Annotated in this window: 13 protein-coding genes; 5 read left to right on the top strand and 8 right to left on the bottom strand. The window is 55.0% G+C overall.

The features are described from left to right. Positions 1–51 precede the first annotated feature (51 nt). Positions 52–1,524, top strand: coding sequence for a basic amino acid/polyamine antiporter (locus AC58P5_RS23895; protein WP_497391066.1), 1,473 nt, complete (start codon positions 52–54; stop codon positions 1,522–1,524). A gap of 380 nt (positions 1,525–1,904) precedes the next feature. On the opposite strand, the gene AC58P5_RS23900 is transcribed toward AC58P5_RS23895, so the two are convergent. The 3 genes from AC58P5_RS23900 to AC58P5_RS23910 form a co-directional block, all read right to left on the bottom strand. After that, a complete protein-coding gene (locus AC58P5_RS23900) occupies positions 1,905–3,908 on the bottom strand; it encodes a methyl-accepting chemotaxis protein (RefSeq protein WP_497391068.1) in 2,004 nt (667 codons plus the stop codon). Between the two features lie 205 nt (positions 3,909–4,113). Continuing rightward, positions 4,114–4,440, bottom strand: a complete 327-nt coding sequence (locus AC58P5_RS23905; protein ID WP_217560384.1) for a DMT family transporter — start codon at positions 4,438–4,440, stop codon at positions 4,114–4,116. Between the two features lie 139 nt (positions 4,441–4,579). Further along, entirely contained in the window at positions 4,580–5,575 is a 996-nt protein-coding gene (locus AC58P5_RS23910; RefSeq protein ID WP_497391070.1) for a metallophosphoesterase family protein, read from the bottom strand. Positions 5,576–6,457: 882 nt separating this feature from the next. Between AC58P5_RS23910 and AC58P5_RS23915 the strand changes: the two genes are divergently transcribed. Further along, a complete protein-coding gene (locus AC58P5_RS23915) occupies positions 6,458–6,658 on the top strand; it encodes a cold-shock protein (protein ID WP_372009506.1) in 201 nt (66 codons plus the stop codon). 128 nt (positions 6,659–6,786) lie between these two features. Further along, on the top strand, positions 6,787–6,993 hold the full coding sequence (locus AC58P5_RS23920) for a cold-shock protein (RefSeq protein ID WP_009674668.1): 207 nt from the start codon (positions 6,787–6,789) through the stop codon (positions 6,991–6,993). Positions 6,994–7,160: 167 nt separating this feature from the next. Here AC58P5_RS23920 and AC58P5_RS23925 read toward each other — a convergent pair whose 3' ends face one another. From AC58P5_RS23925 to AC58P5_RS23940, 4 genes are all read right to left on the bottom strand, one after another. After that, a complete protein-coding gene (locus tag AC58P5_RS23925) occupies positions 7,161–8,354 on the bottom strand; it encodes a cytochrome P450 (RefSeq protein WP_497391073.1) in 1,194 nt (397 codons plus the stop codon). Between the two features lie 159 nt (positions 8,355–8,513). Next, a complete protein-coding gene (gene lipP1 / locus AC58P5_RS23930; protein WP_497391075.1) occupies positions 8,514–9,455 on the bottom strand; it encodes a LipP1 family hormone-sensitive lipase in 942 nt (313 codons plus the stop codon). 397 nt (positions 9,456–9,852) lie between these two features. After that, on the bottom strand, positions 9,853–10,404 hold the full coding sequence (locus tag AC58P5_RS23935; protein WP_497391077.1) for a DNA-3-methyladenine glycosylase: 552 nt from the start codon (positions 10,402–10,404) through the stop codon (positions 9,853–9,855). Positions 10,405–10,418: 14 nt separating this feature from the next. After that, on the bottom strand, positions 10,419–10,895 hold the full coding sequence (locus tag AC58P5_RS23940; RefSeq protein ID WP_497391079.1) for a hypothetical protein: 477 nt from the start codon (positions 10,893–10,895) through the stop codon (positions 10,419–10,421). A gap of 179 nt (positions 10,896–11,074) precedes the next feature. Between AC58P5_RS23940 and AC58P5_RS23945 the strand changes: the two genes are divergently transcribed. After that, entirely contained in the window at positions 11,075–11,473 is a 399-nt protein-coding gene (locus tag AC58P5_RS23945; protein ID WP_497391081.1) for a DUF4183 domain-containing protein, read from the top strand. 47 nt (positions 11,474–11,520) lie between these two features. Here the strand turns inward: AC58P5_RS23945 and AC58P5_RS23950 are convergent, their stop codons facing one another. Beyond that, positions 11,521–12,426: a polysaccharide deacetylase family protein gene (locus tag AC58P5_RS23950; RefSeq protein ID WP_497391083.1), complete on the bottom strand. Its 906-nt coding sequence runs from the start codon at positions 12,424–12,426 to the stop codon at positions 11,521–11,523. A 64-nt stretch (positions 12,427–12,490) separates the two neighbouring features. On the opposite strand from AC58P5_RS23950, the gene AC58P5_RS23955 reads away from it, so the two are divergent. Continuing rightward, a complete protein-coding gene (locus AC58P5_RS23955; protein WP_497391085.1) occupies positions 12,491–13,072 on the top strand; it encodes a TetR/AcrR family transcriptional regulator in 582 nt (193 codons plus the stop codon). Positions 13,073–13,103: the final 31 nt, after the last annotated feature.

Genomic DNA, 13,103 nt, shown 5'->3' on the forward strand with positions numbered 1-13,103 from the left:
ACTTCCCTACACTAAATTTCATGCACTTAAGCAATAAAGGAGTCCTCATTTATGTCTAACGAGCCGCGCAAACTCGGTTTGCTCCCTCTCATTTCCCTTGTCGTAGGTTCCATGATCGGCGGAGGGATTTTCAGCATGCCTGCAGATATGGCGCAGGGTGCGGGAAGCGGCGCCGCCCTGATCGGCTGGGCGCTGACCGGTATCGGAGTCATCATGCTTGCCCTGACCTTCCAAAGTCTCGCCAACCGGCTGCCAAGCCTGGACAACGGCATCGTCCGTTACGCCGAAACCGGCTTCGGCCGTTTTGTCGGCTTTATCAGCGCATGGGGCTACTGGCTCGCCAATATGATCACGATCGTGGCAAGCTCGGTGCTGCTGTTCGGCGCTCTGGATTACTTCGTTCCCGTATTCGACGGCGGCAATAATGTCCTTGCCATCGTATGCGCTTCGCTGCTCGTATGGCTGCTCCATAGTTTACAGCTCTCGGGAATCCGGGAAGCGACTCTCGTCCATATCGTCACGACGATGGCCAAGCTTATCCCGATCCTGGTCTTTATAGCGGCGCTGACGACTGTCTTTCATGCGCCCACTTTTATCGCGGATTTGTGGAAAGCCGCGACCGAAACCGCCGGGTCTCCCGTCAGGTTTACGGATATAGGAAGCCAGGTCAAACAGGCCATGTTTATTACCGTTTGGGCGTTCCTCGGCGTAGAAGGCGCCGTCGTGCTTTCCGGCCGCGCCAAGCGCAAATCGGACGTCGGCAAAGCGACAGTCATCGGCCTCATCGGTACGCTGGTCCTGTATATGCTCGTGTCGCTGCTCTCTTACGGGGCAATGAGCAGGGCGGCTCTCGCTTCGCTTCCTACCCCGTCTGCCGCCTACGTACTGGAAGCGGCTGTCGGCAAGTGGGGCGCCGTCCTGATCAACGCCGGCCTCATCGTCTCTCTGCTCGGGCTTCTGCTCGGCATGTCTCTGCTTTCCGCGGAAACGCTCTACGTAGCCGGGAAGCAGAAACTCATGCCGGCCTGGCTGTCCGGCGAAAACAAGAACGGCGCCCCCAAAGGCGCACTCTGGATGACGACGGGGTCCGTCCAGCTTTTTCTGATCCTGGTCGTCACCGCCTCGTCCACCTACCATGCGCTTTACCTTGTCGCGACAACGGCGGCGCTTATGCCTTATCTGCTGTCTTCCCTCTTTCTCGTTAAAACGGCGATTGGCGGAAAAGCCTATATCCCGCAGGATACGCCCGGCGGCTCCCTACTCTGGAACGGACCGCGCAAGCGCGAGCTGGCTTACGGAGCGGCAGCCACGCTCTACTCGCTGTTTCTGCTTTATGCGGCAGGGCTGACGAACCTGCTCTATGTGTGCATGCTTTACACGCTGGGCCTTGCCTTCTACTCCTTCTCGGGAAGGGAAAAAGGCATCCGGGCGATGTACGAGCCCGCCGAGGCTTTCGCCGCCGCAGCGATCGTCGTGCTGGGACTCTACTCGGCTTTCCAGTTCATATCCGGACATGCCGGATAAGCTCTTGCGGCGTGCATTTGGAGAAGCAAGGCCCAAGTCGTGGCACGATAACCGAAAAAACAACGCAGGCCCCTTAATCGGGGCCTTTTTTTGAACCGGCAGCTTACGGAAAGGTTGGCGGCGCACCCTCACGTGGTACCAAGTGCCCCGGAGGTATTGCGCAAGGTTCGACCGACCGACGCGCAGCGTCTCAACGCGTGCGTCGAGATCGCGGAGCAAGCGACGGTGTTCTGATAGCGTATACGGATCGCACAGCTCTCTGGCGTGATAAGTCCGGCCGCATGATATCAGCCGACCGCATGCCAAAAAACCGCGCGGCCTCCGTAGAAGTTCGCGCGGTTATCCAGGCAAGCCGCTGCGGCCCGCCTTTTTGTAAGTGTCTACTTAATCGTAAAAGCGGAAGCCAGCTTCTGCATCTCTTCCGCCATGGAGCTGAGCGATTCGGCCGACGAGGAAATGTCGTTCATCGAATGAAGCTGCCCGTTCATGCTCTGGGCGACCTGCTGCATCTGATTCAGCGTCTGCTTCGAAATATCGACCATTTCCTGCGAAGAAGCGGACACTTCTTCCGTGCCTGCCGAGATTTCCTGGGTGGCTGCGGACACTTCTTCGATCTGAGCGGACACATCCAGGATGGCCGTCTGGATGGAACGGAACGACTGCGCCATCGCGTTCATCAGGTCTTCGCCCTGGGCGACTTCTTCCAGACTGCTCTCGATGGACTGCGTGCTTTTGCCCGTGGCCGCGACGATTTCATCCAGAATCTCTTGAATCTCCACGGTCGAATGGCTTGTCTGCTCCGCGAGCTTCTTGACCTCACCCGCCACGACGGCAAAACCCCGGCCGTGTTCGCCGGCTCTCGCCGCTTCAATGGACGCGTTAAGGGACAGCAGATTCGTCTGTCGGGCAATATCGGAAATCGTGTTCGCGATCTTCTGGATTTCCGCGGATTTCTCCTGCAGCGAATAAATCGTACCCGCCGAATCCCGCACGTTGCTTCCTACGACCTTCATCTGGTTCAGCGTCTGCTCAACCGTCTCGCTGCCCCGGTTTACCTCGGAGCGTACGCTGTCCGTCGTTTCGGCCACCTGGGTGGAGGAAGCCGCAATCTTCTGGATGCCGATCGCCATCTCCTCCATTGCCTGGGCAGTCTGCTGAGCCGCGTCATGCTGGGTTTCGGCTCCCACGGCCGTGGAATTGGCCGTCTGGGACGTGCGGGAAGCAACGCCCGCCGATTCGGCTGAAATAGCCGTCAGCTCTTCGCTGGACGATGCCATATGGTCGATCGCGTTTTTCATCCGGTCCAAGATGGAGCTGAAGGAATCCATCATGCCGTTGATATCCGCGTTGAGCAGGCCCATTTCGTCTTTCCCCTTCACGTTGAGCCTTCCGGTCAGATCGCCGGCGGCGGCTTTGCGCATCATCCCCGAAATGTTCATCAGCGGGCGCAAGATGGTGCGGGAAGCGAGGATCGAAATCAGAATAACGAGAAGAACTGAGACCGCGATAATAATCCCGGCCAGTGTTTTCGCCTTGGTCACCGTACTGTAAACCTCGGCTTTCGGAGCGCTGATGAACAGCCTCCAGCCCGTTTTCTGCACTTCGGAGTAAGCGACGGCCGCCTCTCCTACCGTCCCGTCGTCGGCGTATAAATAGCCCGTTTTGTCCGCAGAAGCTTCCAGCTTGCTGTCCAGATCCGGCGCGATATCCTTGACGGGTTTTCCGATATCCGCCGCGTCCGGGTGCAGAAGAATATTGCGGTTGCCGGACAGCAGGAAGGCATAGCCTTTTTCCCCGAAATGAATCCGCGACACGAGCGAAACGATCTGCTTCGGACTCACGATCGCTTGAATAAGTCCGGCATATTCGCCGTTCTTGTCCAAAATTGGCTGATCGATGATGATAATATCTTCTTTGGAGCCGACATCTTTCAGAATATCCGTGATGGCCAGCTTTTTGGACGTTTTCGCGTTTTTAATGTTTTGGAAAGCGGACACGTCCGTTACCCCGCCTTTTGTATCGTGGGAAACGTCTTTGCGGTCGATGTAGGCAAAAAAGAACATTTCCGGATCGCTGTCCTGCAAATTTTTCAGATAAGGCAGCACTTCTTTCTCGGAAGCTGCAGACGCAAATTCAGGATGCGCCTTTACGAGTCCTTCCACGGCGTTTATTTTCTGCCCCATCCACAAGTCGAGATCGGCCGCACCCATTTCCGCCCGTATTCTCATGTTTTCTTGGGTTTGCTTAGAAATGTAACCGTTGGAATTCGACATCAGGATAAGGGTCGCCGCTATTAAGGGAACCGAGGTAATCACAAGCAAAAGCAGAGAAATCTTGATCCGCAAAGACAGGTCGCGGAATTTTAAGGAAAAACGGGGTTTCATCAATTTCACTCCTTGACAGGTTTCAATTTCTATGTCACTAATCCCCACTTTCGACAACTTTCTACACGCCTCCTCCGCAATAAGTTCCATTTCTTAAATTTGGATAAAATTTTCAGCCGCAGACGGCCCACAGACACGAAAAAACGGAAAGCCGTAAAGGCTTCCCGTTTCCATACTTTCGTAATTCATAGATGAACCGCCCGGTTCAGGCGTGCCCCTTGTTAGTCAAGTTCAGCAGCGCCACACCGGCAATGATGAGAATAATTCCGATCACACCGGCCACGCTCAGTTTCTCTCTCCAGACCAGAAAACCGAGGATGGCGGTAAAAGCGGTTCCCACTCCCGACCATATCGCGTAGCTGAGGCCCAGCGGCAATGTTTTGAGCGCCAGGGACAAGCAATAAAACGCCGTTCCGTAGCCGAGAATGACACCCGCGCTCGGAAGCCATTTTGTAAAGCCTTCTGAAGATTTCAGCAGGCTGGTCGCAAAAATTTCCCCGATAATGGCAATGGCCAGATACACATATCCCATTCCTGTAAAACTCCCCTGCCAAATTCATCTAGTTCCTAACCCCTTCATTATACCGCAAACTCACGCAAAAAATAAAAACGGCACCGGCCGGTTAGGCCGATGCCGATACAAACCGGAAAAATTCCGGTTGTCTTTTACACTAATTCCGTACGGGTATTTTATATCGAACCTCCGGAATCCACTTCTTGGCGTAGAAATCCCGGCCTTGAATCGATACTCTGTCTTCGTACACTTCTACATATAAGCCTTCGCTCTCCTTGGCGTCCTTAAGCTTCTCCCCGCCTTGGCCGTCTGAAGTCCACGGACGTTCCACGGAAGAGGAATTGACCATCGTAAACTTGTCCTTCACGAGGGTGTTGGGTTGGCGAAGCTCCCAGTGCGTGTGTCCGCTGAAAAAGATCACCTGCGGATACTTCGACAAAATGCTTTTCAACTCCTCATGCTGGACGACCGGACGCTTGTTGGAAGCTACCGACGTCCCGGCTACCGTTCCGGGAAGCGGCTGATGCAGGAAGACGAAAATCGGCTTCCCCGACTCCTGGCCGTGCTTAGCGAGCGACTGCTCCAGCCAGTTCAGCTGCTCCTTGGAAAGGTAAGCGTCCTCCATATTATCGGGATTGGTCTGGCGATACTGCTCCGAGCCCAGGAATATAAACGGGTAACCCTTGACTTCCTCTTCATAGTAAACTTTCTTCTCTCCGGTATAAGATAAAAACCTGCCGATGGATGCCGCTTCGGTTTCTTTATTGGGGAAGCTGTTCGGACTCCAGTTTCCTTTGGCGTTCAGCCAGGCGGAATAAAATTCATGGTTGCCGATGGTTGCAAATGTTTTTGCGGGGTGCGGGGCGCTTTTCATCAGTTCCTTAAGCCGCGTATAATCGCGGGCGGAACCGCCGGTCAAATCCCCGTTGATTACCAGAGCATCGGCGCTCGGATTAACCCGGTTAAGGTCTTCCAGAGCTTCCGTAAATTTACGCTGGGACTCTTTCTTGGAGGCGTCGACATGCACATCGCTGATTACCGGAAAAGTCAGAACCGGCTTGTCCGCTCTCTCCTGGATCGCACCCGCGGGAACGGTGGAAAGTACGAGCAAACTCGCCGACAACAGAAGCGTCAAACCTGCTTTATTCTTCATACACATTCCCTCCATTTCATCTCAGGACGGGGAGAAAAGGTCAAGTCAGGAGGGGCAGAAACGTTTTACGGCGGAAAAGAAAGAAGCACGTTCCAAAGAGACCGTGCCCCCATCCGGTTGTGCCTACGGCGTCTGAACAGCGTTGTAAGAACAGTCCGCGCCGTCTTCTATATCGTGAGACAATCGTTCTGTCTGACTCTGGTCCCGGTTCGTTTCTCTATCTCATTCTCTCTACACTCTCCGACTCGTCCAATCTGCTTAGGTCTCTCTCCTACGAAAAAGCAGCGGCAAAGATCCGCTAAACTTGTGTCAGGCTTGACCTTTTCTCCCTTATAATTGGAAATTCATAATTTTTAATACCCGTTACGATTGAAAGATAAACCCTTATGTTCCGCGGGATGCGAACTTCCACGCCATCCAAATTGTGCCTTTTCTGATTATATAGATTCCGGACAAAAAAAGACACCCTTGCTGGTACCTTTCGGAAAAGAATCTTTCCAACAGCCGATTATTGGCGGTAGTAATCTCCATAGGAGCCGTCCGGATTCAGTTTAGAGCGAGGCCCGAGTTCAGCGAGCCGCTGTTTTTACTTGGAATAGTCGGCGTCTATTTTCCCAGCACAAAAGCGCGGATTTCCCGACAGGAAAACCCGCGCCAATAAGCCGTAAACCGCCAAATATCAGGTTTGAAATCCAGGATTTGGGCGCCCCTAAAGTTGCTATAGCGGAAAATATATGGTAAAATGAGTTATACGTATATTTTTAGTTCTTAGTTCACATATTACAAAGGATATCACGGAATGGGTGCACTTTGTAATGTGTGAACTTTTTTCCTAAAAGGATATGGGTAAAAATCTTTAAATTTCCGGGAGGTTTTACAAGCATGGAAACAGGAACAGTTAAGTGGTTTAACGCTGAGAAAGGCTTCGGCTTCATTGAAATTGAAGGCGGCAAAGACGTTTTCGTCCATTTCTCCGCGATCCAAGGCGATGGCTTCAAGTCCCTTGACGAAGGCCAACGCGTCCAATTCGACATCGCTCAAGGCAACCGTGGTCCACAAGCCGAGAACGTTGTAAAACTGTAAGCAACTACACAAACTTATAGAAGGAACTGCCTTTCCTAGGATTAGGCAGTTCTTTTTCATGAACTTCTATAACCTATACGGTCTTGCGTAGACTATAGAGAAGGCCGACTATCTGAAGGAGGGTCACTATGCATTATTCCAAAAAGAACATGGAACCTGTTCCAGAAGAAGAGATCACCGTTTGGGCGTGCAGCCAAGAAAGCTGCGTATGCTGGATGCGGGAAAATTTCTCGTTTAATCAAGTCCCTCTCTGTCCGATTTGCAAATCCGAAATGGTTAAGCAAGTCAAGATGCTTCCTGTGCTTACAAACCATAACCATAACGCTCTGGGTTAACACCGTCCCGTTTCATTAAATCAGCAAAAAAAGCCGAGACCTCACGGTCTGGGCTTTTTTTGCATGGTTTGGCCGCTGCGTTTGCCGGCCGAGCGAGACGGTACCAAGCCTCCGCATCCCGGCCGGCCCGGTCTTGCGGCCAGCTGCGATGAGCCCTCCCAGCCGTGCTAGCCGAGCCGCTTCGTCGGCGTAAACGTGAGCGGCAGGCTGCTCACGCCGTGGACGATAAACCCGCGGGCGGGCGTCAGCGGCTCCTGGTCCGCCCGTGCCGGATCCGGCAGGCGCTCCAGAATAGCCTGAAGCGCTACACGCGCTTCCAGGCGGGCCAGCGGAGCGCCGAGGCAGAAGTGCATGCCGTGGCCGAAGGCGATGTGCGGGTTCGATTCGCGCGCGATATCGAACTTGTCGGCATCGGCGAATTTGCCGGCGTCGCGGTTCGCCGAGCCCATCCAGGCCACGACACGGCTGCCGGCCGGGATCACCTGCCCGCCGATCTCCACGTCCCGCGCAGCGGTACGGAACATAGCCTGCAGCGGCGACCGGAAGCGGAGCACTTCCTCGATAGCGGACGGCAGCAGTTCCGGCTGCGTGCGCAGTTTCGCCAGCTGCTCAGGGTGTTCCAGCAGCGACAGCACGGCGTTGCCGATCAGGTTCGTCGTCGTTTCGTTGCCGGCCACCAGCAGAAGCGCGCAGAAGGAGAGAATATCTCCTTCGGACAAATGCGTGTTGGACTCTTCGGCGGCAAGCAGCGCGCTGATCAGATCGTCCCGGGGTTCCTCGCGCCGGAGGGCGATGATTTTGCGGAAATAAGCGTTCATTTCCTCATGCGCTTTCTGGGATTCGCTGTTAGTCGCTCCGACGACGGAGTCTGCCGACGCCACAACCTCATCCGACCAGTGCTTGAACTGCTCGCGGTCCTCGCTCGGGATACCGAGCATTTCCGCAATGACAATGACGGGCAGCGGGTACGAGAAATCTCGGATCAGATCGATGCGGCCCGTTTCCGATACCTCATCGAGCAGCTCATGGGTAATCGCGGCAATACGCGATTCCAGCGCGGCGACCGCCTTAGGCGTAAACGCCTTGCTCACCAGGGTCCGCAGCTGAGTATGCCGGGGAGGGTCCATCGTAATGAGGCTGAATCCGCCTTCCCGGCTCTCCTGCTCCGTACCTTCCTCAAACTTCGGGGGATGCTCGGAAGAAAACCGGGCATGGTCGAACAGCACTTGCTTGACGTGTTCATAGTCGAAAACCGACCAGATCCCAAGCGGTTCCATAAACATAACCGGCTGATTTTGACGAAGCTGAGCGTACAAAGGATAAGGATTTCTCAAAAAGTCGGGCGAAAAGAGCGTATTCATGTTATACCGCCTCCAGATAGGGTTTAAAGAGAGTTGTCCGCTCTCTCGAAAGGGAATGGGGAACGAACCGGCCGGACTTTATCAGACTTTATCAGACTTTCCCGGGCTTTACCGGGATGCTTTTGCTTGCTGTCTTCTTATCTACGACTTCTTAGCTTGCTATCGGATATCCGTGCCCAGGGCAAGCCGCAGCTGCGAGGCCATTTCATCCAGCGCTTCCTGTGCGGCAGGGACGAACTTATGAAAGTTGGCAAAACCGTGAATCAGGGTTTCGTAATTCTTGTACACCACTTCGACTCCCGCCTGAACCAGCTTGTCCGCATAAGCCTTGCCGCTGTCCCGCAGCGGGTCGTACTCGGCGGTTACAATCATCGCGGGCGGCAGTCCGCTAAGATCTTTATAGTGAATAGGGTATGCATACGGATTCTTAAGTTCTTCCTCCGTGTTCAAATACTGCTTCGAAAACCATTCCATCATCCCCGCCGTCAGCAGGTAACCTTCCTTGTTCTCGCGCAGTGAAGCCGGGTCCTCTTCGAGGAAGCCTGCGGCCGGATAACAAAGCAGCTGGTAGACGATTTCCGGGCCGCCCGCTTCCTTCGCCTTGATGCAGGTTACGGCCGCAAGCGTTCCTCCCGCGCTGTCGCCGCCGACGGCAATTCGCGCAGGATCGATGTCGAACTCTTCCGGGTGGGAAGCGATCCACTGAAATGCCTCGTAAGCGTCGTCCACCGCGGCCGGAAACTTGTTTTCCGGTGCAAGGCGGTAATCCACGGAAATGACCCGGGCATGAACCGAGTTCGCCAAGTTCCGGCAGATGGAGTCATGCGATTCCAGGTCCCCGACTACAAAGCCGCCACCATGAAAAAAGACGAACACCGGCCAGGGACCCTGACCTTCAGGCGTATAAATCCGGACGGGAATATCCCGCCCCTTCAGCGGAAGCTTCCGGTCCTCTACCCGCTTGACCTCCTCCACCCCGAAGGTGAAGGCGGCATTTCCCGTGCCTTTGCGGAGGTCCTCCGGCTTCAAGTCCTCCAAAGACGGCATCGGATACGAATTCATCTGTTTAAGCATCATGGCAATACGCGGTTCTACCGGCATAACACTTCTTCCTTTCGAATTAAGCGTTCCCCCGCGCAAATGAGGGGGACAAAAAGGAACGGGAGACATTCACATTCGCACTCGCAAGCTCGGATATGGACTCGGATATTTGGTTTCATAGTGAAATATTTAAACACAGAACATTTCACTTATCTAAATGTTAAATGCCGGGGAACCGAAAGTCAAATTTCGCCGGTTTTCCTAGTTTTTAAAGGGCTGTACCTGTTCTGTTCCCTACAAAAAAACAGCCCGCCTGTGCTTGTCCGAGGCGGGCTGTTTATATATCGGCGTGCTCCGGGTGAGGATGCTTGCCGGGTAGAAAAGAAGTTTGCCGTGACGATCCGGTGCGGAGCAGACGCGATTCCCCCGTCCCCTCTCCGGCCCTTGGCCGGATGCCTCACTCCGCGACAAAACGCCACGGATAGTCCACCGCTTTGGTGATGCCGATCCGCGGCGTGACGAGAATCGGGCCCCCAGGAAGGGCCCCACGCTCCAGCGCCAGTCCCTCCTGCGGAACCGCAAGCAGATCGCAGCCGTTCAGGTCGCGTGTGATCCCGAGCCCTTGGGCCAGCTTGCCGGGACCGTTCAGCAGGTTCCGGTCGGGGGCGCCCCCGCGGTTGCCGCGGATCAGCTCCAGCCCCTCCAGGGGCCTGGCCGCACGCAGCAGCACCGCGCCCACTCCGCCCGGCTCATGGGCGACGACGTTGATGCACAGGTGCATCCCGTAAATGAGGTACACATACAGACGGCCTACCTCGCCGAACATAAGCCGGTTGCGCGGGGTGACGGCCCGGCTGGCATGGCTGGCCGGATCATCGGAGCCTCTGTAGGCTTCCGTTTCCGTAATCGCGACGCGGATCAGGCCTGCCTCCGTCTGCCGGACAAGCTCGCATCCGAGCAGTTCTTTCGCTACCGTAACGGTATCGCGTTCCAGAAATGACGCGTCCAATTTTCCGCCCCCTTTTAATTGCCGTATTTCTCCCGCCACGCTTCGCTCCAATCCGGATAAGAAACGGAATGGACTTCTTGCAGCGTTTTACCGTCCAGCGACCAGTAGCCGCCGACCGCACCGTATTGATCCTGAGGAAACGAGGTCCCGCCGAACGGCTCCCCCTCATTTTCGTACACATAAACGTCGACCTTTCCTTTGGAAAGCGGATGGCCTTTGACGACAAACTTTTGGACCCGGATCGTTTTGCCCAAATACCGATCAGGGTCTACGGACTGAAGGCCCCAGTACATCATCCCGGGCAATTGACTAAGCACATCCTTCGTCAGTTCATAGCTTTGGACTTCGCCCTCGTAAGACAAAATGCGGTAGCCTTTATCCTCCAGATAACTTTTGGCCAAACTGTGCTCCCGGGGAACATCAACTTCCCCGCTGTCTTTACATGCTGCCATCAAAAGGAGAATGAGGAGCGCGGCCCATCCCGCTTTCATAGGAATCCCTCCTTCCGGCGCTTGAATAAGCTTACCGGCATTCTTATTAACGCTGTAAAAGTCCGGCCGATGCACGTCGACGGCTCGGGACCCGGCAGACGCCCGGTTTACGGCGGGCCTCTCTTTTGCATATATAAACAGGAAGAAAAGTTTTTCCGCTTAGGAAGGAGGCCGGTGTAGTGCCGCTTAGACGGAAGAAACGAATCCGTAAAACGGAGCATTCGGGATCCCTGCGCGTCCTTCAGGCAAAAACGGCCGTTTTTGTCACGTTTTCCGATGGAATTCGGCGCATATACAGAAATTGCGATCAGGATCTCTCCTACGGCCGGGTACGAATTCCGGATCCCCGCACCGTGTCCTATACTAACCTGTTCGTAAACGCGGTCCTCCAGCCGTCCAGCGTCTACCGGGTAAGCCGGGGGAAATTGAAACTCCGCTCGCCTGAAGTTCCGGAAAAAGGCGTGCCGATCATTTTGCAGTTCGTCACGATTCTGGGAAAGCACTCCCGCGGATGCCGGGGGCGAAAGACCGCGACACGCCGCCGTTTACCGCATAAGGCAAACAAGCAAAAGAGGTGATCGCACATGCCCTCATCTTCAGGAAGGCGACCTCTCAGGGGGTATTTTTAATGGGCCGCTCTCTGCAAACTTTGAAGCTCCGACCAGCCGATGAGCCGGATTCCTTCGGCGGCAACCAGCTCTTTTATCTCCGGATCGCGGAAAATGCGGAGTTCCCACTCGCGCTTTTGCCAATGAGGGTTGATCGCCTTTAGTTCCTCGGCGGGCAAAGCCGGGTGAAGAATGAGTTCCGAGACCCCGGGCTTCAGTGCCTTCAGAAGCCGCGTGACGCTTCCCCGGAAGCTCTCGTAGGTCTCCCCTTTTTCCGTATGAAAAGGTAGGCCCAGCAAATAATCCAGAATCACCACGCCTTTGGCATCGGCCTGTGCCGCGCGCAGCCCGGCCATCTTGGCCGCTTCGGCCGGCACCTCCAGCCCCATGTCCACATAACGGGGAATGCGGAAAGGAAGCCCGTAGGACGCGCAGATGTCAAACACGATGCCGAGAAAATCACGTCCGGTGGCGAGGCCGTACAAGCTGCCCATGTGATTGTCCAGATGAGTCGGCATAATGCCCATCCGCATGGCCAACTCGATCTGGCTCACGATCTCCGTCCGCACCTCTTCGGGGTGGGCTCTCCGCTCGAATGCCGCGCAATCCGCAGGGAAGAAACCTTCCTGCGTAACGAGTGACGCGACGCTTCCATGCCGGGTAACCGGCCCCCATTTGTACGGCGTCCATTCGCTCGTAAACGTCAGGTGGACCCCCACATCCGTCTGGGGATGGGCCGCCGCCCATTCCGCGGCTTCTTTCGCCCAGCCGCACGGCATCATGACGGTCGCCGAAGAGACCGCGCCCTCGGACAGGAGCTGCGCGATGCCTTCATTCGCGGCATGACACATGCCGTAATCGTCCGCGTTGACGATAAGCAGTTTTTCGTCCGGGCGGTAGCCCAGCGCTCCCGCAAGACTCATCTTTTCCCCTTCTTTCCGAAAGTAAAGGTTGACGAAACCGTTTTTAGTACTATATAGTAGTAATATGAAAACGACTAAACGACCTTCCAACCGGGATAAAGCCCTGAATACCGCCGAGCACCTTTTTCTGACAAAAGGGTTTCTCCTTACCAGTATGGACGAAATTGTAGCCGAGAGCAAAGTATCCAAAACGAATATTTACTATCATTTCAAAAGCAAGGAGGAGCTGCTCGGGGCCATTACGGAAAGACTCGTCGGACGGTACGAGGCGCTTATCCGCGAGGCCGGTTCCCGAAGCGAACTGACTATCCTGCAGAGAATAGCGGCAATCGGCGATTTGCTGATGCGGAGAGAGGACGATTTCCTCGGAGGCTGCCCGTTCCTGACGCTGTACGTACAGACCTCCCGTGAGGCCGGATTCGTGAGGGAGCGGATCGGACTTTTTTTCCGGGAACAGACCTTGTACCTCGAAGAGCTTCTCGCGGAAGGCATCCGAAACGGAGAGCTCAGAGCCGGTTTGGACCCGGGCTCCGCTGCCGCCCTCATCATTTCCAGTATAGAAGGCGCGCTTTTCCTCCAGCATGCCAGCCCTGATACTACTTATATGCACAAAGTGCTGCCTGCTTTAGCCCAGCTGCTAAAGTAATTTTTTTAATCATTTTTAGTACTGATTAGGA

This window comes from Paenibacillus sp. JT31N7, assembly GCF_059692095.1.

Excerpts from the sequence above, each read along its gene's own strand:
- AC58P5_RS23905 (WP_217560384.1), bottom strand. The coding sequence starts at position 4,440 with ATGGGATATGTGTATCTGGCCATTGCCATTATCGGGGAAATTTTTGCG.
- AC58P5_RS23940 (WP_497391079.1), bottom strand. The coding sequence starts at position 10,895 with ATGAAAGCGGGATGGGCCGCGCTCCTCATTCTCCTTTTGATGGCAGCA.
- AC58P5_RS23920 (WP_009674668.1), top strand. The coding sequence starts at position 6,787 with ATGCATTATTCCAAAAAGAACATGGAACCTGTTCCAGAAGAAGAGATC.
- AC58P5_RS23895 (WP_497391066.1), top strand. The coding sequence starts at position 52 with ATGTCTAACGAGCCGCGCAAACTCGGTTTGCTCCCTCTCATTTCCCTT.
- AC58P5_RS23950 (WP_497391083.1), bottom strand. The coding sequence starts at position 12,426 with ATGAGTCTTGCGGGAGCGCTGGGCTACCGCCCGGACGAAAAACTGCTT.
- AC58P5_RS23955 (WP_497391085.1), top strand. The coding sequence starts at position 12,491 with ATGAAAACGACTAAACGACCTTCCAACCGGGATAAAGCCCTGAATACC.
- AC58P5_RS23925 (WP_497391073.1), bottom strand. The coding sequence starts at position 8,354 with ATGAATACGCTCTTTTCGCCCGACTTTTTGAGAAATCCTTATCCTTTG.
- AC58P5_RS23910 (WP_497391070.1), bottom strand. The coding sequence starts at position 5,575 with ATGAAGAATAAAGCAGGTTTGACGCTTCTGTTGTCGGCGAGTTTGCTC.
- lipP1 (WP_497391075.1), bottom strand. The coding sequence starts at position 9,455 with ATGCCGGTAGAACCGCGTATTGCCATGATGCTTAAACAGATGAATTCG.
- AC58P5_RS23915 (WP_372009506.1), top strand. The coding sequence starts at position 6,458 with ATGGAAACAGGAACAGTTAAGTGGTTTAACGCTGAGAAAGGCTTCGGC.
- AC58P5_RS23900 (WP_497391068.1), bottom strand. The coding sequence starts at position 3,908 with ATGAAACCCCGTTTTTCCTTAAAATTCCGCGACCTGTCTTTGCGGATC.